The sequence below is a fragment of the Collinsella ihumii genome (assembly GCF_030385545.1).
In the GTDB taxonomy this organism is placed as follows: domain Bacteria; phylum Actinomycetota; class Coriobacteriia; order Coriobacteriales; family Coriobacteriaceae; genus Collinsella; species Collinsella ihumii.
This window is the reverse complement of the sequence record NZ_JAUEIQ010000001.1, coordinates 169,801-192,802: the sequence shown is the minus strand read 5'-3', so window position 1 is coordinate 192,802 and position 23,002 is coordinate 169,801. Positions and strand designations below refer to the sequence as shown.

The window sequence follows — 23,002 nt, the reverse complement described above, 5'->3', positions numbered from 1 at the left end:
TGCAATGGGAGCGTACTTTTTGACCACGAACGGAAGGCAACCGTCCTCTGAGCGCACGCAACATCGCCTTCCCCGCGAACTCGGCTACCATGAATATGGGAGACAACCCGGAAAACCCCTATCGGCCCCACGGGACATCGAAGCAAAGGGGATTCGAGCCGCACGCACCGCCGAGCGGTCCCGCACCGGATGCGGAGCGGACACGGACACGCCGGATACTACCGGCCGCAAGGAGGCAGCACATGCGCCGCTATATCACGACCGCCGACGGCTCGCGCTCGCACGAGGTATCAGAGCTGTCCTGGATTACCGACGAATCCAGCGAGGAGCGCCAAATCGTCTGCTACCCTCAGCACCTGCGCCAGCGCATCATCGGCTTTGGCGGAGCCCTCACGGAAGCTTCCGCACGGGTATTTGCGAGCATGCCCGCCGAGCTTCAAGACGAAGCGCTGCTGCGCTGCTTTGGACCTGTCGCTCGGGGCGGCAACGCGTACACCTTCTGCCGGACCCATCTCCAGAGCTGCGATTTCGCATGCGGTACCTATGCATACGTCTCACGCCCCCGCCGCAGCCGCCCCGTGCTGGACACGTTCAGCATCGGGCGCGACCAAAGTCTTCTTATTCCCTTCATCAGGTGCTGCATGGCCCTTCAGCCCGACCTGACGCTCGTCGCGGCACCCTGGAGCCCTCCGGCGTTCATGAAGACGAATCGCTCCATGTGCCGCGGCGGCAAGGTCAAGCCGGAGTCATACAGCGACTGGGCGCAGGTGCTCACCCGCGCCGTCTCCGCATGGCGAGCCGAGGGCATGCCGCTCGCCTACCTTTCGGTCCAAAACGAGCCCATGGCAACGCAGACCTGGGACTCGTGCGTCTATACGGCCGCCGAGGAGGCCCGCTTCGCCGCGCAGCACCTTCTGCCCGCCCTGGACGCCAACGGCCTCGGCGATGTCAAGCTCCTCGCCTGGGACCACAACAAGGAGCGCCTGGTAGCACGCGCGGGCGATATAGCCTGCACGTTGAAGGAGCTGAACAAGGCCGTCGACGACGTCTTCTCCGGCTTCGCCTTCCACTGGTACACAGGTGACCACTTCGAGGCGATCCGGGTGCTTCGGGACCTCTACCCAGAGATGGAGCTCATTCACACGGAAGGGTGCGCGGCGTTTTCCGCAGATGACAGCGCGGCGCAGGCTGCCGATGCCGAGCACTATGCCCACGATATGATCGGCGACCTCGATGCAGGCGCAAACGGCTACATCGACTGGAACATCCTGCTCGACGAGATGGGAGGGCCCAACCACGTGGGCAACTACTGCGACGCCCCGCTCATGTACGACCGCTCCGCCCGCCGTCTCGTCGTCAACCGATCCTTCGGCTATATCGGCCACATGACGCGCTACATCAAGCCAGGAGCCCAGGTATTCCCCACCTCAAGCTACACCGCGGCGCTCGAGACGCTCGGCGCGCGCAATCCGGACGGAACCCATGCGCTCGTTGTTCTCAACCGAGGCGAAAGCCGGCACCGCGCAACGCTGCGAACCGGTTCCAACACCGCGCATATCTCGGTTCCCGCCCACAGCATACAGACCATCGTCTGGTAGCGGGGACGCAAGACCGCGAGAGCGGCCGCATGGGCAAACGGGCCCCGCCTCAAACGCGCCAAAACAAAAAGCGCTCCCGACGTGAGTCGGGAGCGCTTGTTCGCACAATGCTCGGAATGGCTTAGAACTCAGCGCCGCACTTCTTGCAGATGCGCAGCTTGTTCTTGCCGTCCTTCTTGTGGCCGACGCGAGTGGCCTGGCCGCACTTGGGGCAGATGAGCATCACGTTGGAGGCGTCGATGGCGGCCTCCTGGGACACGATGCCGCCCTGCTGGTTCTGAGCGGTGGGCTTCATGGCCTTCTTGACGATGGCCACGCCCTCGACGACAACCTTGCCCTCAGCGGGAAGCGCGCGCAGGACAGTACCCGTCTTGCCGCGATCCTTGCCGGAGAGCACCTTGACGTTATCGCCCTTCTTGATGGACATAGACATAACGGTCTCTCCCTAACTACAGGGTCTCGGGTGCAAGCGAGACGATCTTCATGTACTTCTTGTCACGAAGCTCACGAGCGACGGGCCCGAAGATACGGGTGCCGACGGGCGAGCCGTCCTTGTTGATGACGACGGCAGCGTTGTCATCAAAGCGGATGTAGGAACCGTCCTTGCGACGGACCTCCTTCACGGTGCGGACGACGACGCAACGCACGACGTCCTTCTTCTTGACGTTAGCGCCCGGGGTGGCCTCCTGGACGGCGGCGATGATAACGTCACCGATGCCGGCATAACGACGCTTGGAGCCACCGAGCACCTTGATGCAGCGAACCTTGCGCGCACCGGAGTTGTCAGCAACCGTGAGCATGGTTTGCATTTGAATCATGGTAGTTCCTCCGAATGAGAGAACGATGAGAGGTGCGCCGGCCTATGTGGCGGGTTGCGCCGGCGCGGCGCACATCATCGCAGAAGCGTACGGTTGGTGATTACTTAGCGCGCTCGATGATCTCGACGAGACGCCAACGCTTCATCTTGGACAGAGGACGGGTCTCCATGACGCGGACGGTGTCGCCCACGCCAGCGGTGCACTCCTCGTCGTGAGCGTGAAGCTTCTTGGTGCTGGTCATCATCTTGCCGTACTTGGGGTGGCGCTTGCGCTCCGTGGTCTGGACAACGATGGTCTTGTTGCCCGAGATGGAGACGACGACACCCGTGCGGACCTTGCGCGAATTACGCTCAGTCGTTTCAGTCATGCTCTAACTCCTGAATCTACTCGGCCGCAGCGGTCTTCTCCGCTGCAATCTGACGGGCGCGCTGCTCCGTGAGGACACGAGCGATGTCCTTCTTCACGGTCTTGACGCGAGCGGTGTTGTCCAGCTGGCTGGTGGCCATCTGGAAACGAAGGTTGAAGAGCTCGGCGCGCATCTCCTTCAGCTTGTCGGCAAGCTGAGCGTCCGTGAGCTCACGAATCTCTGCGGGCTTCATTAGTTATCCTCCTCGGCAGCGGCGTCGGCGTTGCGGATGAGGACCTTGGTCTTGATCGGCAGCTTATGCTGGGCAAGACGCAGAGCCTCGCGCGCAATCTCCTCAGAGACGCCGGAAATCTCAAACATGACGCGGCCGGGCTTGACGACGGCCACCCACTCCTCCGGGTTGCCCTTACCGGAACCCATGCGGGTCTCAGCGGGCTTCTTGGTGATGGGCTTGTCGGGGAAGATCGTGATGAACACGCGACCGCCACGCTTCATGTAACGAGTCATGGCGACACGAGCGGCCTCGATCTGACGGTTGGTGATCCAGTGAGCCTCGAGAGCCTGGAGACCGTAGTCACCGAAATGGAGCTCGGTATGGCCCTTGGCATGACCCTTCATGGAGCCACGCTGCACCTTGCGGTGAAGAATACGCTTAGGGGCAAGCACTACTGACCCCTCCTCTCGGAATTACGACGGCGAGGACGCGAAGGACCCTCGAGAGCCGGGTTGGGAACCGGCTGACCCGGAAGCTTCTCGCCCAGGTAGATCCAAACCTTGACACCACAGGCGCCCATGGTGGTGTGGGCGACGGCCGTGCCGTAGTCGATCTTGGCGCGCAGGGTGTGCAGAGGCACGCGACCCTCGCGGTACCACTCGCGGCGGCCCATCTCGGCGCCGCCCAGACGGCCGGAGCACTGGATACGGATACCCTTGGCGCCGGACTTGCGAGCGGTCTGAACAGCCTTGCGCATGGCGCGACGGAAGGCAACGCGGCCCTCGAGCTGCTCGGCGATGGACTGGGCGACGAGGTTGGCGTCAAGCTCGGGACGCTTGATCTCGATGACGTCGACGGACAGGTGGCCGCGGTCGACGCCGACGACCTTCTCGAGGTCGGTGCGCAGGGTGTCGATCTCGGCACCCTTCTTGCCGATCACGATGCCGGGACGGGCGGTGAAGATGATGATCTTCACCTTGTCGCCGGCGCGCTCGATCTCCACGCGGGAGACGGCGGCACGAGACAGGCGCTTCTTGAGGTACTTGCGGATCTCAAGATCGTTGCCGAGGGTCTCGGCGTAGTTCTTGTCGGCGAACCAACGGGAACGCCAGTTCTCGGTGATACCGAGACGGAAGCCGGTGGGATAGACTTTCTGACCCATGGCTCTACGCCTCCTTTCCGGGAGCAACGATAACGGTGATGTGGCTCGTGCGCTTGAGGATGCGGGAAGCGGAACCCTTGGCGCGAGGACGGATGCGCTTCAGCGACGGGCCCTCGTCCACGTAGGCGTACTTCACGACGAGGTCGGAAGCGCGCATACCGTTGTTGTTCTCGGCGTTGGCCACGGCGGACTTGAGAACCTTCTCAACGTCCACAGCCACGGCGCGGTTGCAGAAATGCAGGATATCGAAAGCCTGAGCCACGGACTTGTTGCGGATCAGGTCGACCACCAGGCGAGCCTTGCCGGGGGACACGCGAACGTACTTGGCCGTCGCGCGGACCTCGCGGGTCGCGGTGTCGGTTGACTTAGTTGCCATTTACGAAGAACCCCCCTATTTGGCCTTGTGGCCGCGGAACGTACGGGTCGGCGCGAACTCGCCGAGCTTGTGACCAACCATGGACTCGGTGACATACACGGGCACATGCTTGCGGCCGTCGTGGACGGCGATGGTGTGACCGACCATCTCGGGGAAGATGGTGGACGCGCGGGACCAGGTCTTCACGACGTCCTTCTTGCCGGCCTCGTTCATCGCGACGATACGCGAGAGAAGGCGAGCTTCTACGAACGGGCCCTTTTTGAGACTTCTGCTCATAAGTGCTAACTCCTAAAACTCGGTATCGACTACTTGCGACGACGACGGATGATGAGGGCGTTGGAGACCTTCTTCTTGTTGCGGGTGCGATAGCCCTTGGTCGGCTTGCCCCACGGAGTAACAGAAGGACGACCGGAGGTGTGGTTCTTGCCCTCGCCGCCGCCGTGCGGGTGGTCGACCGGGTTCATGACCGTACCGCGGACGGTAGGACGGACGTTCAGCTTACGCTTGCGACCGGCCTTGCCGATGACGATGTTGGAGTGCTCGGCGTTGCCGACCTCACCGACGGTGGCGCGGCAGGTGAGCAGGATGCGGCGCATCTCGGAAGACGGCATACGCACAATGGCGTACTTGCCCTCCTTGCCCATGAGCTGGCAGGCGGTGCCGGCGGAACGAGCGATCGCGGCGCCCTTGCCGGGCATGAACTCGATCGCGTGAATCAGCGTACCGACGGGGATGTCGGCAAGCGGAAGGGCGTTGCCGGGCTTGATGTCGGCATCGGAGCCGGACACGACGCGGTCGCCGACCTTGAGGCCCTTGGGCGCGAGGATGTAGCGCTTCTCGCCGTCCACATAGTGGAGCAGGGCGATGCGCGCGGAACGGTTGGGATCGTACTCGATCGTGGCAACCTTGGCGGGCACGCCGTCCTTGTTGCGCTTGAAGTCGATGATACGATAGCGACGCTTCACGCCGCCGCCCTGATGGCGGACGGTGATGCGACCCTGGTTATTACGACCGGCCTTCTTGGGCAGGGGCGCGAGAAGGGACTTCTCGGGCTTGTTGGTCGTGATCTCGGAGAAGTCCGAGATCGTCTGCCAACGCCTACCGGCGCTGGTCGGTTTAAGGTGCTTTACAGCCATTACCTATCCCTTTCATATCAATCCGCTCGCCACCGCAAGCAGGGACGCGGGTGCGGTGACACCGGATTTACCACGGTACCGGGCGGCTCCATCTTTTGAGCCCGTTACATCCAAAACTCCCTCGCTGCTCGCGAGGCTGGAATGCATGCGGGGCTCGATCTTAGGCCTGGTTGCCGAAGATCTCGATGGACTGGCCCTCGGCCACGGTGACGATGGCCTTCTTCCAGGAGCGAGTCTGGCCGGCGACGTAGCGCACGCGCTTGGTCTTCGGCTTGACGCGCAGGGTGTTAACGCGGGTGACCTTCACATTGAAGATCTCCTCGATCGCGTCCTTGATCTGATACTTGTTAGCATCCTTGTGGACCTCGAACGTGTAGCGATTCTGCTCCATCTCAGCGTAGGAGCGCTCGGACACGATGGGGCGGATGATGATCTCGTGAGCGGTCATTTATGCGAGCACCTCCCCGAAGTGGGTCGCGACGTCAGCGGGCATCAGCAGGGCGCCGTTGTTGAGGAGGTCGTAGGTGTTGGCCTCGGACGGCGTGATGATGAACGTCTTGGGGATGTTACGGAACGACAGGTAGGCGTTGATGTCGTCCTCGCGCACGATGATCGTGAGGCGCTTGCCCTCGATACCGAGGTTCTTGAGCAGGGCGACGGCAGCCTTGGTGGACGGCTTCTCGAAGCCGTAGTCGTCGACGAGGAAGAGCTCGTTGTCGCGCAGCTTGGCGGACAGCGCGGAGCGCATGGCGAGCTTGACCTCCTTGTTGTTCATACGCTTGGCGTAGGAACGGGGCTTCGGCCCGAAGATGACACCGCCGTGACGCCACTGGCCGGCACGGGTCGAACCCTGGCGGGCGTGACCGGTACCCTTCTGACGCCAAGGCTTCTTGCCGCCACCGGAGACCTCGGAACGGCCCTTGGTGGACTGGGTGCCCTGACGCCAGCATGCCCTCTGGCACGTGACGATGTGGTGCATAACGTGGACGTTCGGCTCGATGTCGAAGACCGCAGGCGCGAGCTCGACCTCGGCGGCCGCCTTGCCCTCGCTGTTCTTTACTTCAAACTTAGACATGTTCTGTTCTCCTTGGTATGACTCTAGGACCTACTGGACCTGAGGCCCTTAGGCCATACGGATGGCGACCAGAGCGTTCTTGCCACCAGGGACGGCACCCTTGATGAGCATGAGGTTCTGCTCGGCATCGATGCGGACAACGGTGAGGTTCTTCACGGTCACGCGCTCATCGCCCATGTGACCGGCCATCTTGACGCCCTTGAGGACGCGGGCGGGATAGGCGCACTGGCCGATGGAGCCCGGATGACGCTTGAAGTGGGAACCATGAGTCATAGGACCACGGCGCTGACCCCAGCGCTTGATGCGGCCCTGGAAGCCCTTACCCTTGGAGGTGCCGATGACATCGACCTTGGCGACGTCGGCAAAGTCAGCGACAGTGACGGTCTCGCCGACCTTGTGATCCTCGCCGTTCTCGACGCGGACCTCACGGAGGTAACGGACGGGCTCGACGCCGGCCTTGGCGAAGTGACCAGCCATGGGCTTGTTCACGTTCTTGGCCTTGATGTCGCCGAAACCGATCTGGACGGCATCGTAGCCGTCGGTGGCCTTGGTTTTAACCTGCGAGACCGCGCAGGGGCCAGCCTGGATGACCGTGACGGGGACGACGTTGTCGTTCTCGTCCCACACCTGGGTCATACCGATCTTGCGGCCGAGAATCATGCTGATCATTCAATGATCCTAACTCTCGGTGGTCTTGGGACACTGCGTCCGCCCCTTGCGGACGCCCCTAGAGGACCACTATCGGACGTGCGTGCCACGTAGCTTTGCATTCGACGTGCGTCGGCGCGCTCGGCAACCCATTCGCGAGCGTGCTCTCCGCAGGTGGAATCCTCCCCTATCGAGGCACAGCTTGATTAGTATACACGGCCACGGGCGTGTCCATATTTTCTTCGCATTGAATTCGCAGCGTAGGGCACATGCGCGGGCATAATCGCTCGCCCTGGGGAAAACGACGGAGTGGATGGCACCGAATTCAGGCGGATGCATCTGCCGGCGCAGTCGAAGCCGGCCCGTCCGCGCTACAGCTGGGGGTTCACGATGGCCTGGTTGATGAAGGCCCGGTGCTCGCGATCGTACGTGTAGACGAGGATGCAGCAGTTCCCCAAGGGAACGTCTTGCGGGCAGCGGGCGAGATGCTCCCACGCCTTCTTGAACTGCAGCGTCGCAGAACCATGGCTCGTGGCCAGGACGGCGGCATCGTCTCCGGCGCGCTCCATGATGTCCGTCAGCGTGGCGACCATGCGCTCCCGCAGCGCCGCGCTCCCCTCTCCCCCATACGGGACGAGGGCCTCGCCGGGATCCCACAGCTCGCAGGGAACATCGGCGGCAGGACCGCCCTCGAAAGGACCGTAGCTGCGCTCCATCAGACCGTCGACGGGCTCGATCTCCGGAAGGTCCGTAACGCCTGCGTCCGCAAGATCGGCGCGGACGAGCCCGAGGGTCGCCTTCGCCCGCCCCAAGGGCGACGTGCAGAGCCGGTCGAAGCGCACGTGCTGCTCGATGAGCCAGCGGGCGGCGGCGTGCGCCTGCGCGATGCCCAGCTCGGTAAGAGGCGCGTCGCACCGTCCCTGGACGAGGTGTTTGAGATTGAACTCCGTCTGCCCGTGACGGAGCAGATACAGCTGGGACATCCCGCTCCTTTCGGCTCCTGTTCCGCACGCCATGATACCGCAGCGGGCCCGATGCATGCGAGGCGAGCCGGACGGGACCCGCGCAAAACGATAAAGGCCCCCGGCGCGATGCCGAGGGCCATACAGCAAGCTATCGAGTTTGGCTTAGAGCTTGATCTCGATGTCGACGCCGGCGGGCAGGTCGAGACGCATCAGCGAGTCGACGGTGCCGCTGGTGGGATCGAGGATGTCGATGAGGCGCTTGTGGGTGCGCATCTCGAACTGCTCGCGGGAGTCCTTATCCACGTGCGGGGAGCGGATGACCGTGTAGAGGTTGCGCTCGGTGGGCAGGGGGATGGGGCCGGACACGCGGGCACCGGTCTTCTGAGCGGTGTCGACGATGAGCTTAGCGGACTGGTCCACGACCTCGTGATCATAGCCCTTGAGGCGAATCCTGATCTTCTGGCTAGACAACGTTACCTCCAAATGGCGTGCGAGGGCTTCCTCGCAATCAAACTAGTGTACGTGCGAGGGGCCTTAGGCGTTGCCGCCGGCCTTGGCCACGACCTCGTCCGTGATGGACTTCGGCGCGGGCTCGTAGGAATCGAATTGCATGGTGTAGGACGCGCGGCCCTGGGTCTGGGAGCGGAGGTCGGTCGCGTAACCGAACATCTCGCCCAGAGGCACCTTGGCGCGAATGACCTTGGCACCGGAACGATCGTCCATGCCCTCGATCTTGCCGCGACGGCCGGACAGGTTGCCCATGACGTCGCCCATGTACTGCTCGGGGGTCTCGACCTCGACGGCCATGACCGGCTCGAGCAGGATCGGGTCGGACTTCTTGAGGGCGTCCTTGATCGCCATGGAGCCGGCGATCTTGAAGGCGGCCTCGGAGGAGTCGACCTCGTGGTAGGAACCGTCGAACAGGGTCACCTTGACGTCGACCACCGGGTAGCCGGCGATGACACCGGTCTCGAGGGCCTCCTGGATACCCTTGTCGATGGAGGGGATGTAGTCCTTGGGCACGACGCCGCCGACGATGGCGTTGACGAACTCGTAGCCGAAGCCCTCTTCCATCTTCTCGAGCTTGATGACGGCGTGGCCGTACTGGCCGCGACCACCGGACTGACGGACGAACTTGCCCTCAGCGCGGTCGACATCGTGGCCGGGAGCCTCGCGGTACGCGACCTGGGGCTTACCGACGTTGGCCTCGACCTTGAACTCGCGCAGCAGACGGTCGACGATGATCTCGAGGTGCAGCTCGCCCATGCCGGCGATGATGGTCTGGCCGGTCTCGTGGTCGGTACGGACGGTGAAGGTCGGGTCCTCCTCGGCGAGCTTGGCGAGCGCGAGGCTCATCTTGTCCTGCTCGGCCTTGGTCTTGGGCTCGACGGCAACGTCGATAACGGGATCGGGGAACTCCATGGACTCGAGGACGATCTCGTGACCCTCCTCGCACAGGGTGTCGCCGGTGGTGGTGTTCTTGAGGCCCACGGCGGCGAGGATGTCGCCGGCGAAGGCGCCGTCGACGTCGACACGGTCGTTCGCGTTCATCTCGAGGATGCGGCCGAAGCGCTCGCGCTGGCCGTTGGTGGCGTTGACCACGTAGGAGCCGGCGTCGATGTGACCGGAGTACACGCGGAAGAAGGTGAGCTTACCGACGTAGGGGTCGGTCATGATCTTGAACGCCAGAGCGGAGAACGGAGCGTCGAAGCTCGTCTCACGGGTGTCGGCATCGCCGGTGTCGGGGTCGGTGCCCTCGACGGCCGGGATGTCGAGCGGGCTCGGCAGGTAGTCGACGACGGCGTCGAGCAGCTCCTGGACGCCCTTGTTCTTGTAGGCGGAGCCCACGAGGACCGGGTTGAGGTCGTTGGCGAGAACGCCCTTGCGGATGGCGGCCTTGAGCATCTCGACGGGGATCTCCTCGTCCTCGAGGACCATCATCATGAGCTCGTCGTCGTACTCGGCGGCGGCGTCGAGCAGCTCGGCGCGCTTCTCCGCGGCGATCTCGGCGAACTCGGCCGGGATCTCGTCCATGGGCTCAGGGTAGGTCATGCCCTTGTCGTCGGCCTTGAAGTCCCAGGCGACCATGGTCACCAGGTCGATGATGCCCCAGAAGTTGTCCTCGGAGCCCATCGGGACCTGGATGGCGACTGCCTTGGCGTGCAGGCGCTCCTTCATGGTGTCGATCGCGTGCCAGAAGTCGGCGCCGATGCGGTCGAACTTGTTGATGAAGGCGATGCGCGGGACGTTGTAGGTGCGAGCCTGGCGCCACACGGTCTCGGACTGGGGCTGAACGCCGGCAACGGCGTCGAAGACGGCGACGGCGCCGTCGAGGACGCGCAGGGAGCGCTCGACCTCGGACGTGAAGTCCACGTGGCCCGGGGTGTCGATGATCTGAATACGGTAGGCGGGACCGTTCTTCACGTCGCCGCCCTTGTGCCAGAAGCACGTGGTGGCAGCGGAGGTGATGGTTACGCCGCGCTCCTGCTCCTGGACCATCCAGTCCATGGTGGCAGCGCCGTCATGGACCTCACCGATCTTGTGGGTCTTGCCGGTGTAGTACAGGATGCGCTCGGTCGTCGTGGTCTTACCGGCATCGATGTGGGCCATGATGCCGATGTTACGGGTGTCGGACAGTTTGTACTTAGGCTTAGCCATGTGTATCTATCCTTCCTCGGTTTACCAACGGTAGTGAGAGAATGCGCGGTTGGCCTCGGCCATCTTGAAGACATCCTCGCGACGCTTCACGGAAGCGCCGACGCCGTTGGAGGCGTCGAGAATCTCGTTGGCCAGACGCTCGGCCATGGTCTTCTCCTTGCGGGCACGGGCGAAGTTGACGATCCAGCGGATGGCCAGCTGGGTGGCACGACGGGAGTTGACCTCCATGGGCACCTGGTAGGTGGCGCCACCGACGCGCTTGGGCTTGACCTCGAGGGTCGGGCGGACGTTGTCCATGGCCTTCTTGAAGACGGCCAGGGCGTCCTGCTCGGACTTGGCGGCGACCATGTCGAAGGCGCTGTAGACGATGCGCTCAGCGGTGGCCTTCTTGCCGTCCAGCAGGATCTTGTTGATGAGCTGGGTCACCAGGCGGTTGTTGTACACGGAATCCGGCTGGATCTCGCGATGAAGATTCTTAGTCTTGCGACGAGGCATAGGTATTTCTCCTCTGGTATTGAAGCGACGCGATGCCTGTTCGGCGAATGTTCGTGACGTCGCGGAAACGGTTCGTTACAGATCTGCTTACTTCTGCTTCGGACGCTTGGCGCCGTAGCGGGAGCGAGCCTTCATGCGGTTGTTCACCGGAGCGCAGTCGTAGGCGCCACGGATGATCTTGTAGCGAACACCAGGGAGGTCGCGCACGCGGCCACCGCGGACGAGCACGATGGAGTGCTCCTGCAGGTTGTGGCCCTCACCGGGGATGTAAGCGGTGACCTCGATGCCGTTGACCAGGCGAACACGGGCAACCTTGCGCAGAGCCGAGTTCGGCTTCTTGGGGGACGTGGTGAACACGCGGGTGCACACGCCGCGCTTCTGCGAGTTGTGCTGCAGAGCGGCGTTCTTGGACTTGGCCGGCTTGGACTGGCGGCCCTGACGAACCAGCTGGTTAATAGTAGGCAAAGCGTACTCCTTCTCGAAATGATTCCAGCTTTCTATAATGTGCAACGGCTTGAATCGAGGCGTCAGCATCCACCTTCGAAACACGCAGTTCGCAATTGTACGCCCGCTTGCAGCGCTGTCAACACACCACGCCGCCGGGCGTATCCTATTTTGGCCCCCTTTCCGCCAAATCTCCACATCGAGTTCTCTATAATGGTCGGCGCATGTATCTTTCAGTCATAAGGAGAACCCCCATGAGGATCGCCATCCCCGTCGAGACCGATCAGGGACTCGACGCACCCCGCTCCGGCCACTTCGGCCATGCCGCCTACTTCACCATCGCGACGGTTGAGGACGGCGCCGTCACGAACGTCGAATCCGTCAAGAACGTCGAGCACGACGAGTGCGGCTGCGGCGGCGTGATCCAGCACGCGCTCGACCAGAACATCGACGCCATCATCGCCACCGGCATGGGCATGCCGCCCTACAGCCGCTTCACCGCGGGCGGCGTGGCCGTCTACGCCGAGCGCGAGACGCCGATCGCGGGCGACGTGCTCAAGAAGTTCCTCGCGGGCGACGTGGAGCCCATGGACCCGAACGCAGCCTGCAGGCACTGAGGAAGCGCACGTCGAAGCGGCACCGTTTTTGGCAACCCCCGCCATGCCACCGTAGATGCGGTGGCATGGCGGGGGTTTTCATGAGTAAACGCGGTGCCGTAGGAACGCGGACGCTCGTGCAAACGCGTACGGCCAAGGGGTGTCCCCAGTTTGCAAACATGCAAATTCAAGGTACGTCCCCGATTTGCAAAAGTGCAAATCGGGGACGTACCTTGAATTTGCATTCACTCAAAAGGGGCGGGCACCGAGTGCTCGCCCCTTTTGAGTGAATGCTTGGTGACTAGTCGAGTTTGACGGTGGTTCCGGCGGTACCGGGGATGATGAAGGTTCCATCGGGGCCCGGGATCGGGGAAACGCTCGGGGCCTCCTGCTCTTTTTGAATCAGGATATTGATCGGATCATTGGGGTCGAACGGCTTGAACGCATCGGGGTCGATGCCGGTGCCGCCGCCCGCGACGTCTGCGAGCTCGTCGTCATTCAGCTGGGCGTCCATCATCTTATCGTCTGCCATGTTTGAAGCTCCCTTCAGGCGGAATTACCTTTGCAGGGCCCGTGCCCTGCAAAGCCACCATATCCATACGAAGGGTCGGCGCCGACGACAAAGGAACGAATCGGCGGTATCCGGCATGAATGACATCCGGCAGGCAGATGGGACACCCCCTCCCCCATGGAGACGGCTTCGCGCATGCCCCTACCTACGCAAAAGGCCCGCTCTCCCCTGTGGGGGAAAGCGGGCCGAACGGGTTCAGGCGGAAACCTTAGTCCTCCTGCTCCTCAGGATGATGGTCGTCGTTGTCGACAAGCTGGTTCAGCAGCTCGTCGAGCGAGGCCATGTCCTCGTTGATGATGCCGGAGGAACCGTCCTTCTTGGAGCTGTCCTCAGCGGGAGCGCCGATCATCTCCTCATCGGAGTCGAAGTGATGGCGCGGGGCGCTCGTGCCGAGCAGGATGTCGTCGGGGCCGTCCGGGCTGAACACCATCTGCAGCAGCTGGGACAGATCCTCCTCGTCCGCCACGTCGTCGGTGTTGTCGAGGATGTACAGGAGGTTGTGGGCCTCCAGGCCGTCGCGCAGCTCCTCGATCGCCTTGGCGCCGATGCCGTCGATGCGCAGCAGGTCCTCCTCGGACTTGCCGACCAGGTCGCCAACCGTCTCGATGCCGACCTCGCTGAACTTGTTGGTCCAGCGCTGCGACACGCCCAGGTCGTCGAACAGGTAGAGGCGCGCGTCCTCGGCGGAGATGGTGCGGCCGTTGCGGGTGAACGAGCCGTCGCCGGCGCCGTACTCGTCGTAGCCGGTCCAGTCGAGCTGCTGCGGCAGCTGCTCATCGAGCTCCTTGAGCTCAGAGGGAGCCCAGTCGGGCAGGCTCTTGGACGCAGGCGACGTCGGGCCGTCGATGTTGACGTAGCCGTCGGCGGTGCGGTAGGTCAGCGTCGCGTTGGCGTACGGCTTGAGGCCGGTGCCGGCGGGGATCTTCTTGCCCACGATGACGTTGGACTTGAGGTCGAGCAGGTGGTCGACCTTGCCCTCGATGGCGGCCTCGGTCAGAACGCCCGCGGTGCGGATGAACGACGCGGAGGACAGCCAGGAGTCGATAGAGGACGCGACCTTGAGCGTACCCAGGATGACGGGCTCGGCCGCCGGCGGGGTGCCGCCGCGACGCGCCACGCGATCGACCTCGTCGGCGAACTCGTAGCGGTCGACGTACTGACCCAGAAGGTAGCGGGAGTCGCCGGGGTTGGTGATCTGGACGCGGCGCAGCATCTGGCGCGCGATGACCTCGATGTGCTTGTCGTTCAGGTCGACGCCCTGGCTCGTGTAGACGTCCTTCACGCTCTCGACGAACGTGTGCATGGTGGACTCGATGTCGGTGAGCTTGCGCAGGTTGCGGAAGTTCACGAAGCCCTTGGTGATCTGGTCGCCGGCGCGGATCTCGGCGCCGTCCTCGATACCGGGCATGAAGCGCACCGACGCGGGCACGCGGCGCTCGTCGAGGATGCGGGTCGGATCGTCCGCGTCGAGAATCTGGATGATGTACTCGGCCTTCTCGGGCTTGATCGAGAGCACGCCGGAGTACGGGGCCAGATCGGCCTCGCGGCCCAGAATCTTCTCGTTGACGTTGCCGACGACGTCGAACATGCGGCCGACGGTCGGCAGACCCTGCGTAATGTCCTCGACGCCCGCGACGCCGCCGGAGTGAATGGTACGCATCGTCAGCTGCGTACCGGGCTCGCCGATGGACTGGGCGGCGATGATGCCGACCGCGGTGCCGATGGCGACCGGACGACGCGTGGAAAGGTCCCAACCGTAGCACTTCTGGCACACGCCGTACTTGGAGCGGCAGGTCAAAAGCGCGCGGAGCTTAACCTTCTTCATGCCGTGGTCGATCATCTTCTGGAGATCGGCCACGCTCTCGATGTACTCGTCGGTGTGGAACAGCGTCTCGCCGTCCGGAGCCACGACGTCTTCGATGAAGCAGCGGCCCACGAGGTCGGCGTTGATGTCGTCGGTGCCCGGGATGATCAGGTTGTAGGTGACGCCCTCGGTCGTGCCGCAGTCCTCCTCGCGGACGATGACGTCCTGCGCCACGTCGACGAGACGACGGGTGAGGTAACCGGAGTCGGACGTGTGCGACGCGGTGTCGACCAGGCCCTTACGGGCGCCGTAGGTGGAGATGAAGTACTCGAGCGGCAGCAGGCCCTCGCGGAAGTTCGCCTTAATGGGAAGGTCGATGGTCTCGCCGGACATGTCGGCCATGAGGCCGCGCATGCCGCCGAGCTGACGCAGCTGGGCCTTCGAGCCACGGGCGCCGGAGTCGGCCATCATGTAGATGGGGTTCTCCTCATCGAACATGTCGAGCATCTTGGCCGCGACGGTGTCGGTGGCAGCCGTCCACTCGTTGACGACCTCGATGTGGCGCTCCTGCTCGTTGATGAAGCCTTCCTCGAAGTACTCGTTGATCTGGTCGACGCGCTTCTGGGCGACGTCGAGGATCTGGGGCTTGTCCTCGGGGATGAGGGCGTCCCACAGCGAGATGGTCAGGCCGGCGCGGGTTGCGAAGTGGAAGCCGGCGTACTTGATGGCGTCCAGGATCGGACCGACCTCGGCCTGCGGATAGCGGTCGCAGCAGTCGGCCACGAGCTTGGACACGTCGCCCTTGGCCATCTTGTAGTTGATGAACTCGTAGTCGGCCGGCAGGCACTGCTGGTTGAAGATGATGCGGCCGATGGAGGTCTCAAAGCGCGCGGTCTTGGAGCCGGTCACGTCGTAGTCCACGGCGTCGCCGCGGCCGTTCATGACGCGGAAGAGCTTGCGGCCGTCCTCGGTGAAGACGTTGGCCTGCTCGGAGCTCACGCGCACCATGATCTTGGCCTGCAGGTCAACCTCGGTGCGGGCGTCATAGGCGTTGAGCGCGTCGTCGAAGCTCGCGAACACGTGGCCCTCGCCGGACAGGCCGTCGCGGACCTGGGTGAGGTAGTACACACCGATGATCATGTCCTGGGACGGGACGTTGACGGGCTTGCCGGACGCCGGGGAGCGCAGGTTGTTGGCGGACAGCATCAGCACGCGGGCCTCAGCCTGGGCCTGCTGGGACAGCGGCACGTGCACCGACATCTGGTCGCCGTCGAAGTCCGCGTTGAACGGGGAGCAGACGAGCGGATGCAGGTGGATGGCCTTGCCCTCGACGAGCACGGGCTCGAAGGCCTGGATGGACAGACGGTGCAGCGTCGGGGCGCGGTTGAGCAGCACCAGACGGCCGTCGATGACCTCTTCGAGGATGTCCCACACGAAGCTGGCGGAGCGGTCGATCGCGCGCTTGGCGCCCTTGATGTTCTCGACCTTGCCGAGCTCCACGAGGCGCTTCATGACGAACGGCTTGAACAGCTCGAGCGCCATGGTCTTGGGCAGACCGCACTGGTGCAGCTTCAGCTTGGGGTCGGTGACGATGACGGAACGGCCGGAGTAGTCGACGCGCTTGCCGAGCAGGTTCTGGCGGAAGCGGCCCTGCTTGCCCTTGAGGGCCTCGGCGAGCGACTTCAGCGGACGGCCGCCGCGACCGGACACCGGGCGCCCACGGCGACCGTTGTCGAACAGGGCGTCCACGGCCTCCTGCAGCATGCGCTTCTCGTTGTTCACGATGATCGCGGGCGCGTCGAGGTCGAGCAGGCGCTTCAGGCGGTTGTTGCGGTTGATGACGCGACGGTACAGGTCGTTCAGGTCGGACGCGGCGAAGCGGCCGCCGTCGAGCTGGACCATCGGGCGCAGATCGGGCGGGATGACCGGGATGACGTCCAGGATCATGTTCGCCGGGTCGTTGCCGCCCTTGAGGAAGGCGTCGACGACCTCGAGGCGCTTGACGGCCTTCTCGCGCTTCTGCTTCTGGCCGTCCTCATCGGCGATGATGGCCTTGAGGCGCTCGGCCTCCTTCGGCAGATCGATGGCGGACAGCAGGTCGCGGATGGCCTCGGCGCCCATGCCGCCCTCGAAGTACATGGAGTAGTAGCGCTTCATCTCGCGGAACAGCGGCTCATCGGAGATCAGGTCGCGCTCGGTCAGCTGCATGAACGCCTGGAAGGCGTCGGAGCGCAGCTGCTTCTCGTCTTTGGTCTCCTCCTCGATGTCGACGATGCCGGCGGCGATCTCCTCGGGCGTCAGCGGCTCCTCGTCGGAGAACTCGTCGAAGTTCTCGGGGTCGCCCTGGGCCTTCAGGCTCTCGATCTGGCGGGCGCACTCGGCGTCGATCTCCTCGAGGTCGGCGGCGAGCTCCTCGCGCAGGTCCTCGGCATCGGCCTCGCGGGCCTCATAGTCGACGTGCGTGATGATATAGCTGGCGAAGTAGAGCACCTTCTCCAGGTCCTTGGACTTGATGTCCAGAAGACGGCTCATGGGGAAGCTCGTGGGGCTCTTGAAGTACCAGATGTGGGAGACCGGAGCGGCGAGCTCGATGTGGCCCATGCGCTCGCGGCGAACCTTGGCGCTCGTCACCTCGACGCCGCAGCGCTCGCAGACGATGCCCTTGAAGCGGATGCCCTTGTACTTGCCGCAGGAGCACTCCCAGTCCTTGGCGGGACCGAAGATCTTCTCGCAGAACAGGCCGTCCTTCTCGGGCTTGAGGGTACGGTAGTTGATGGTCTCGGGCTTCTTGACCTCGCCGTGCGACCACGAGCGGATCTGGTCGGCGGAAGCGAGCGAGATCTTTACCGCATCAAAATCAGTGGATTCGAAATCTGCCACAGTCACTTACTCCTTATCGGTCGTGGAGGCGGCGAAGGCATCGAGCAGGGCGTCGACAGCGTCAACGGACGTGTCGACCTCGTCGATGGAGGGAAGGTCGGTCAAAGCGTCGGCGTCGGCAGCGGCCTCGGTCGCCTTGGGCTCGGCCTCGTACACGTTGGTGTGCATCGGCTCGATGTCGAGCGCCAGCGAGCGGATCTCCTTGACCAGGACCTTGAACGACTCGGGGATGCCGGCAGACGGGACGTTCTCGCCCTTGACGATGGACTCGTAGGTCTTGACGCGGCCCACGGTGTCGTCGGACTTGACGGTGAGGATCTCCTGCAGCACGTTGGACGCGCCGTACGCGTACAGGGCCCACACCTCCATCTCGCCGAAGCGCTGGCCGCCGAACTGCGCCTTGCCGCCCAGCGGCTGCTGGGTCACGAGGCTGTAGGGGCCCGTCGAGCGCGCGTGGATCTTGTCGTCGACCATGTGGCCGAGCTTCAGGATGTAGGAGATGCCCACGGTGATCGGCTCGCGGAACTCCTCGCCGGAACGGCCGTCGTACAGCACGGTCTTGCCGCGCTCGTCGAGCTGCGTCACGAACTCGGGGCGCATGTGCTCGCCGTAGCGCTCGCGGGCGAGGTTGACCATGTTCTTGTTGGCGCGGCGGATGACCTCAGCGATCTCGTCCTCGGACGCGCCGTCGAAGACCGGGGTGGCCGTGAAGAACGGACCCGGCACGTAGGCGTCGGAATCGGCCGAATCGGGATCCCAGCCGCAGGCGGCGGCCCAGCCGAGGTGGCACTCGAGCAGCTGGCCGACGTTCATACGGGACGGGACGCCCAGCGGGTTCAAGATGACGTCGACCGGGGTGCCGTCGGCCATGTAGGGCATGTCCTCGACGGGCAGGACCTCGCAGATGACGCCCTTGTTGCCGTGGCGGCCGGCGATCTTGTCGCCCTGCTGGATCTTGCGGCGCTGCGCGACGTAGACGCGCACCTGCTCGTTGACGCCGGGGGCCAGGTCGTCGCCGGCCTCGCGGCTGAAGCGGACGACGTCGATGACGCGGCCGTAGGAGCCGTGCGGCATCTTGAGGGAGGTGTCACGGACGTCGTGGGCCTTCGCACCGAAGATGGCGCGCAGCAGGCGCTCCTCGGCGGTCAGAGCGCTCTCGCCCTTGGGCGTGACCTTGCCGACCAGGATGTCGCCCGGGCCGACCTCGGCGCCGATGCGGATGATGCCGTCCTCGTCGAGGTTCGCGAGCATGTCCTCGGACAGGTTCGGGATCTCGCGGGTGATCTCCTCGGGGCCGAGCTTGGTGTCGCGGGCGTCGATCTCGTGGCGGGAGATGTTGATGGAGGTCAGCAGGTCCTCGGAGACCAGGCGCTCGGAGACGACGATGCCGTCCTCGTAGTTGAAGCCCTCCCACGGCATGTAGGCCACGACCAGGTTCTGGCCGAGCGCGAGCTCGCCATGGTCGGTGGAAGGACCGTCGGCAAGCGGCTGGCCCTCGACGACCTCGTCGCCCACGCGCACGAGCGGACGGTGGTTGATGCAGGTCGACTGGTTGGAGCGCTGGTACTTGGGCAGGTGGTACTCCTCCAGGCCCTCGGCGGACTTCACCGTGATCTTGGAGGCGTCGGCGAACACGACCTCGCCGGCATGCTTGGCCAGCGTGACCTCGCCGGAGTCGATCGCGGCACGGCGCTCCATGCCGGTGCCGACGTACGGGGCGATCGGGTGCAGCAGGGGCACGGCCTGGCGCTGCATGTTGGCGCCCATGAGGGTACGCTTGGCGTCGTCGTGCTCGAGGAACGGAATGAGGGTGGCTGCGACGGACAGCATCTGGCGCGGGGAGACGTCCATGTAGTCGATGTCGTCCACCGGCACGTCAGCCGGCGCGCCGAAGGAGCCGTCGAAGTCGCGCGTACGGGCGACGACGGAGTGCGGACGGACCACGTTGCCCTCGGCGTCGGTCGACACGAACTCGCGGGTGACCGGGTCGATCGGGGTGTTGGCCGGCGCGATGATGTGGTTCTCTTCCTCGTCGGCGGTCATCCAGTCGATCTGGTCGGTGACGCGGCCGTTCTCGACGCGACGGTACGGGGCCTCGATGAAGCCGTACTCGTTCACGCGGGCGTACAGCGCCAGCGAGCCGATCAGGCCGATGTTGGGGCCTTCGGGCGTCTCGATGGGGCACATGCGGGAGTAGTGGGAGTTATGGACGTCGCGCACGGCGGTGGGCACGTTCGTGCGGCGGCTGGAGCCCGACTTGTGGCCGGCGAGGCCGCCGGGGCCGAGTGCGGACAGGCGGCGCTTGTGGGTAAGACCGGTCAGCGGGTTCGCCTGGTCCATGAACTGGGACAGCTGCGAGGAGCCGAAGAACTCCTTGATGGCCGCCACGATCGGGCGGATGTTGATGAGCGACTGCGGGGTAATCTCGTCGATGTCCTGGGAGCTCATGCGCTCGCGGACGACGCGCTCCATGCGGCTCATGCCGATGCGGAACTGGTTGGCCACCAGCTCGCCCACCGTGCGGATGCGGCGGTTGCCGAAGTGGTCGATGTCGTCGGTCTTGAAGCCGTTCTCGCCCGCGGCGAGCGCCAGCAGGTAGCGAAGGGTGGCGACGATGTCCTCGTCGGTGAGGATGGCGACCTCTTCGGAGGTGGTGAGGCCGAGCTTCTTGTTGACCTTGTAGCGGCCCACGCGCGCCAGGTCGTAGCGCTGCGGGTTGAACAGCAGGCCCTCGAGCAGGCTGCGGGAGGCGTCGACCGTGGGCGGCTCGCCCGGACGCAGACGGCGGTAGATCTCGATGAGAGCGTCCTCGCGGGTCAGCGCGGTGTCGCGCTCGATGGTGCGCTTCACCACGTCGGAGTCGCCGAGCAGCTCGATGATCTCGTCGTTGGTGGGGGCGATGCCGAGGGCGCGCAGGAACATGGTCGCGGACTGCTTGCGCTTGCGGTCGATGGAGACCACGAGCTGGTCGCGCTTGTCGACCTCGAACTCAAGCCACGCGCCGCGCGCGGGGATGATCTGCGCCTTGTAGACCTGCTTGCCGCCGTCCATCTCGGAGGAGTAGTACACGCCGGGAGAACGCACGAGCTGGGAGACGACGATGCGCTCCGTGCCGTTGATGATGAAGGTGCCCTGGTCGGTCATCATGGGGAAGTCGCCCATGAACACGAGCTGCTCCTTGATCTCGCCGGTCTCCTTGTTGGTGAGACGGACGTCGGTCAGAAGCGGGGCCTGGTAGGTCATGTCCTTTTCGCGGCACTCCTCGACGGTGTGCGCGGGGTCGCCGAACTGGTGCTCGCCGAACGTCACCTCCAGAACGTGATTCTGGCTCTGGATGGGGCTGGATTCCTTGAACGCCTCTCGAAGGCCCTCGCCCATGAAGCGCTCGAAGGACTGCTTCTGAACGGAGATGAGGTTGGGCAGCTCCATCGCCTCGGGAATTTTCCCAAAATTGACGCGGGTGCGCTCTGTTGCCGTTACGGCCTGTGTAGACTTCTGCACCAGGTGTTTCCTCCTTCGCGGGAAAAACGGGTGGTCGGCATCCGTCCGTGCATGCGCAAAGACTTCTGCCAGTTATCGCAACCTATTAGTTTAGCAGGTGCCTTCCGTTCGGCAAGAAAAGTCTTGACTTACGGAAGTTTTTGGACTAGCTATTTTTTTCGTTCTCAAAGCCGCTGGTAAACCTCGTTATCACGAACATATGTTCATGAGTTTTCCGTGAACCGCCGCCCGATCTCTCGGATGCCGAGGGCACAGGGCCCCGTCCTAAAAAGTTCCGGCCCGAAGGGACAGGCTGGTGGGTATAAGCCGCACAAAGAGGCGCGAGGAAGGCGGCACCGATGTTCAGCCCATTCAAAGATGCCCACGGACGGCCGAAGACGCTTGCCGAGGTGACCTACGCGGATCTCGACCAGCTGCGCGAGCTCGAGGAGGGCTACGCGCTCGAGTTCAAGCGGAGCCTCTCCCCCACCGTGCTGAAGAAGCTGCCCAAGATCATCGCCTCGTTCGCCAACTCCGCAGGCGGCTGGCTCGTCATCGGCATCGCCGACGACGACAAGAGCACGTGCCCCTTGCCGCGCCTCTCGGCGGACTACAGCCAGATCATCGGCGAATCCTGCCGCCGGCACATCACGCCCGCGCCGCGCATCGACGTGCGCTTCGTGACCGACCCCGCCGCGCCCGACGAGGGTGTCGTCATCGTGCAGGTGCTCGAAGGCGACTTCCCGCCGTATGTGGCCGACGGCGTCGTGGACGTACGCGAGGGCTCGACCTCGGGGCCCGCGGCGAGCTCGGCGCTCGTCGAGCTGTACGGCAAGGCGACGCGAAGGCGCCTGGAGGTCCGGGAGTTCTGCCGCCGCACGGTGTTCTACACGGCAGAGGACATGCCGCTGTTCAACCTGTACGTGTTCCGCATGGGAAGCCGGGCCGCAGACGCCCCGTCGCGCGACGAGCTCAACGAGCACGCCGCCTGCATGCGGACCGCCTTCAAGCGGCAGGGGCTCGCCTGCCGCGTCCACCACGCGCACGACTCCCTCATCTTCAGCGTGCCTACGCGCGACGATCCGCGCACCCCGCACTCGGCCATCGAGCTGTTCGGCGACGAGTCCATCAAGCTCTCGGTGCCGGCGGTGCTGGTCGGAGGCGACGAGTACGAGCACGCGCTCGCGCGGCTCAACCTCACGTGCCACGAGCGGGCGGGAGGACAGGCGCCCCTGCGCATCATGAGCGCGAGCGACACCCTCGCCCGCGTGACCCGCATGGCGTCGATCCTCGACCGCTACGTCCGCGCGCGCGGACTCGCCTGGCGGCAGTTCGCCGTGGCCTACGAGCTCGAGAACCTCGCCGGCGTGGTGCTGTGGAGCGAAGAGCCGCTCTACCTCGAGTACGTCGACGAGCGCGGGCCGCTGTACTGCGCCACCACCGACTGCCTGTCGCGCGTGCGCTACCTCGACGACGGGGCGCACAACTCGTTTAGGGCGCGGCAGTTCGCCGGCAGCCATTTCTTCGAGGCATGCGGCCTGCCCCTCGGCTCGCCCGACGCGCGGGACAACCAACTCGTCGACGCCCTCTTGCGCAGTTAGGGAAACGCCGATCAATTGCTTTCGCGGAGCACGCCACAGTGCCGACCGACGCGGAGTGAATTGATCGGTGTTTCCCAAAAAGACGGGGTCCGGCGCTTCCCGAGAAGCACCGGA

Annotated in this window: 23 protein-coding genes; 3 read left to right on the top strand and 20 right to left on the bottom strand. The window is 64.3% G+C overall.

The features are described from left to right. The first annotated feature begins 242 nt into the window (after nt 1-242). The gene (locus QVN30_RS00845) at nt 243-1,598 is read left to right on the top strand and encodes a glycoside hydrolase family 30 protein (RefSeq protein ID WP_289835058.1); all 1,356 of its coding nucleotides are present in this window, start codon (nt 243-245) and stop codon (nt 1,596-1,598) included. Between the two features lie 121 nt (nt 1,599-1,719). On the opposite strand, the gene rplX is transcribed toward QVN30_RS00845, so the two are convergent. From rplX to rpsL, 17 genes are all read right to left on the bottom strand, one after another. Further along, nucleotides 1,720-2,031 (bottom strand): 50S ribosomal protein L24, encoded by a 312-nt coding sequence (gene rplX / locus QVN30_RS00840; protein ID WP_066829319.1) that lies wholly within the window; start codon nt 2,029-2,031, stop codon nt 1,720-1,722. Nucleotides 2,032-2,047: 16 nt separating this feature from the next. Continuing rightward, nucleotides 2,048-2,416, bottom strand: coding sequence for a 50S ribosomal protein L14 (gene rplN, locus QVN30_RS00835; protein ID WP_066829323.1), 369 nt, complete (start codon nt 2,414-2,416; stop codon nt 2,048-2,050). Nucleotides 2,417-2,516: 100 nt separating this feature from the next. Continuing rightward, nucleotides 2,517-2,783, bottom strand: coding sequence for a 30S ribosomal protein S17 (gene rpsQ, locus QVN30_RS00830; protein WP_066829324.1), 267 nt, complete (start codon nt 2,781-2,783; stop codon nt 2,517-2,519). Nucleotides 2,784-2,799: 16 nt separating this feature from the next. Next, nucleotides 2,800-3,015 carry a 50S ribosomal protein L29 gene (gene rpmC / locus QVN30_RS00825; RefSeq protein WP_066829327.1) on the bottom strand — a complete coding sequence of 72 codons (216 nt, stop codon included), beginning with the start codon at nt 3,013-3,015 and terminating at the stop codon, nt 2,800-2,802. Further along, the gene (gene rplP / locus QVN30_RS00820) at nt 3,015-3,449 is read right to left on the bottom strand and encodes a 50S ribosomal protein L16 (RefSeq protein WP_066829330.1); all 435 of its coding nucleotides are present in this window, start codon (nt 3,447-3,449) and stop codon (nt 3,015-3,017) included. The genes rpmC and rplP overlap by 1 nt, the downstream gene beginning before the upstream one ends. After that, nucleotides 3,449-4,159 (bottom strand): 30S ribosomal protein S3, encoded by a 711-nt coding sequence (gene rpsC, locus QVN30_RS00815; protein ID WP_066829334.1) that lies wholly within the window; start codon nt 4,157-4,159, stop codon nt 3,449-3,451. The genes rplP and rpsC overlap by 1 nt, the downstream gene beginning before the upstream one ends. Before the next feature lie 4 nt (nt 4,160-4,163). Continuing rightward, complete coding sequence (gene rplV / locus QVN30_RS00810; protein ID WP_066829338.1) at nt 4,164-4,535, bottom strand: 50S ribosomal protein L22; 372 nt, start codon at nt 4,533-4,535, stop codon at nt 4,164-4,166. A 15-nt stretch (nt 4,536-4,550) separates the two neighbouring features. Continuing rightward, a complete protein-coding gene (gene rpsS / locus QVN30_RS00805) occupies nt 4,551-4,811 on the bottom strand; it encodes a 30S ribosomal protein S19 (RefSeq protein WP_022349932.1) in 261 nt (86 codons plus the stop codon). Nucleotides 4,812-4,840: 29 nt separating this feature from the next. Then, entirely contained in the window at nt 4,841-5,671 is an 831-nt protein-coding gene (gene rplB, locus QVN30_RS00800) for a 50S ribosomal protein L2 (protein ID WP_066829341.1), read from the bottom strand. Between the two features lie 160 nt (nt 5,672-5,831). Then, nucleotides 5,832-6,119 (bottom strand): 50S ribosomal protein L23, encoded by a 288-nt coding sequence (rplW, locus tag QVN30_RS00795; protein WP_066829344.1) that lies wholly within the window; start codon nt 6,117-6,119, stop codon nt 5,832-5,834. Next, entirely contained in the window at nt 6,120-6,746 is a 627-nt protein-coding gene (rplD, locus tag QVN30_RS00790) for a 50S ribosomal protein L4 (RefSeq protein WP_066829347.1), read from the bottom strand. It lies immediately after the preceding gene. Nucleotides 6,747-6,794: 48 nt separating this feature from the next. Continuing rightward, a complete protein-coding gene (rplC, locus tag QVN30_RS00785; RefSeq protein WP_066829350.1) occupies nt 6,795-7,415 on the bottom strand; it encodes a 50S ribosomal protein L3 in 621 nt (206 codons plus the stop codon). 350 nt (nt 7,416-7,765) lie between these two features. After that, on the bottom strand, nt 7,766-8,377 hold the full coding sequence (locus QVN30_RS00780; RefSeq protein WP_289835057.1) for a histidine phosphatase family protein: 612 nt from the start codon (nt 8,375-8,377) through the stop codon (nt 7,766-7,768). A 144-nt stretch (nt 8,378-8,521) separates the two neighbouring features. Further along, nucleotides 8,522-8,830: a 30S ribosomal protein S10 gene (gene rpsJ / locus QVN30_RS00775; protein WP_022386569.1), complete on the bottom strand. Its 309-nt coding sequence runs from the start codon at nt 8,828-8,830 to the stop codon at nt 8,522-8,524. 63 nt (nt 8,831-8,893) lie between these two features. Next, nucleotides 8,894-11,017 carry an elongation factor G gene (fusA, locus tag QVN30_RS00770; protein WP_289835056.1) on the bottom strand — a complete coding sequence of 708 codons (2,124 nt, stop codon included), beginning with the start codon at nt 11,015-11,017 and terminating at the stop codon, nt 8,894-8,896. A gap of 21 nt (nt 11,018-11,038) precedes the next feature. Then, a complete protein-coding gene (gene rpsG / locus QVN30_RS00765; RefSeq protein WP_066829368.1) occupies nt 11,039-11,512 on the bottom strand; it encodes a 30S ribosomal protein S7 in 474 nt (157 codons plus the stop codon). A gap of 87 nt (nt 11,513-11,599) precedes the next feature. Continuing rightward, nucleotides 11,600-11,977 carry a 30S ribosomal protein S12 gene (gene rpsL, locus QVN30_RS00760; protein ID WP_066829371.1) on the bottom strand — a complete coding sequence of 126 codons (378 nt, stop codon included), beginning with the start codon at nt 11,975-11,977 and terminating at the stop codon, nt 11,600-11,602. Between the two features lie 233 nt (nt 11,978-12,210). Between rpsL and QVN30_RS00755 the strand changes: the two genes are divergently transcribed. Next, complete coding sequence (locus QVN30_RS00755) at nt 12,211-12,573, top strand: NifB/NifX family molybdenum-iron cluster-binding protein (protein WP_289835055.1); 363 nt, start codon at nt 12,211-12,213, stop codon at nt 12,571-12,573. A gap of 280 nt (nt 12,574-12,853) precedes the next feature. Here the strand turns inward: QVN30_RS00755 and QVN30_RS00750 are convergent, their stop codons facing one another. The 3 genes from QVN30_RS00750 to rpoB all read right to left on the bottom strand — a co-directional run bounded on the left by QVN30_RS00750 (nt 12,854) and on the right by rpoB (nt 21,308). Then, entirely contained in the window at nt 12,854-13,084 is a 231-nt protein-coding gene (locus tag QVN30_RS00750) for a hypothetical protein (protein ID WP_289835054.1), read from the bottom strand. A 247-nt stretch (nt 13,085-13,331) separates the two neighbouring features. Further along, the gene (locus tag QVN30_RS00745) at nt 13,332-17,807 is read right to left on the bottom strand and encodes a DNA-directed RNA polymerase subunit beta' (RefSeq protein ID WP_289835053.1); all 4,476 of its coding nucleotides are present in this window, start codon (nt 17,805-17,807) and stop codon (nt 13,332-13,334) included. A gap of 6 nt (nt 17,808-17,813) precedes the next feature. Continuing rightward, entirely contained in the window at nt 17,814-21,308 is a 3,495-nt protein-coding gene (gene rpoB / locus QVN30_RS00740) for a DNA-directed RNA polymerase subunit beta (RefSeq protein ID WP_066829384.1), read from the bottom strand. Between the two features lie 338 nt (nt 21,309-21,646). On the opposite strand from rpoB, the gene QVN30_RS00735 reads away from it, so the two are divergent. Then, entirely contained in the window at nt 21,647-22,888 is a 1,242-nt protein-coding gene (locus QVN30_RS00735) for an AlbA family DNA-binding domain-containing protein (RefSeq protein ID WP_289835052.1), read from the top strand. The last annotated feature ends 114 nt before the right edge of the window (nt 22,889-23,002 follow it).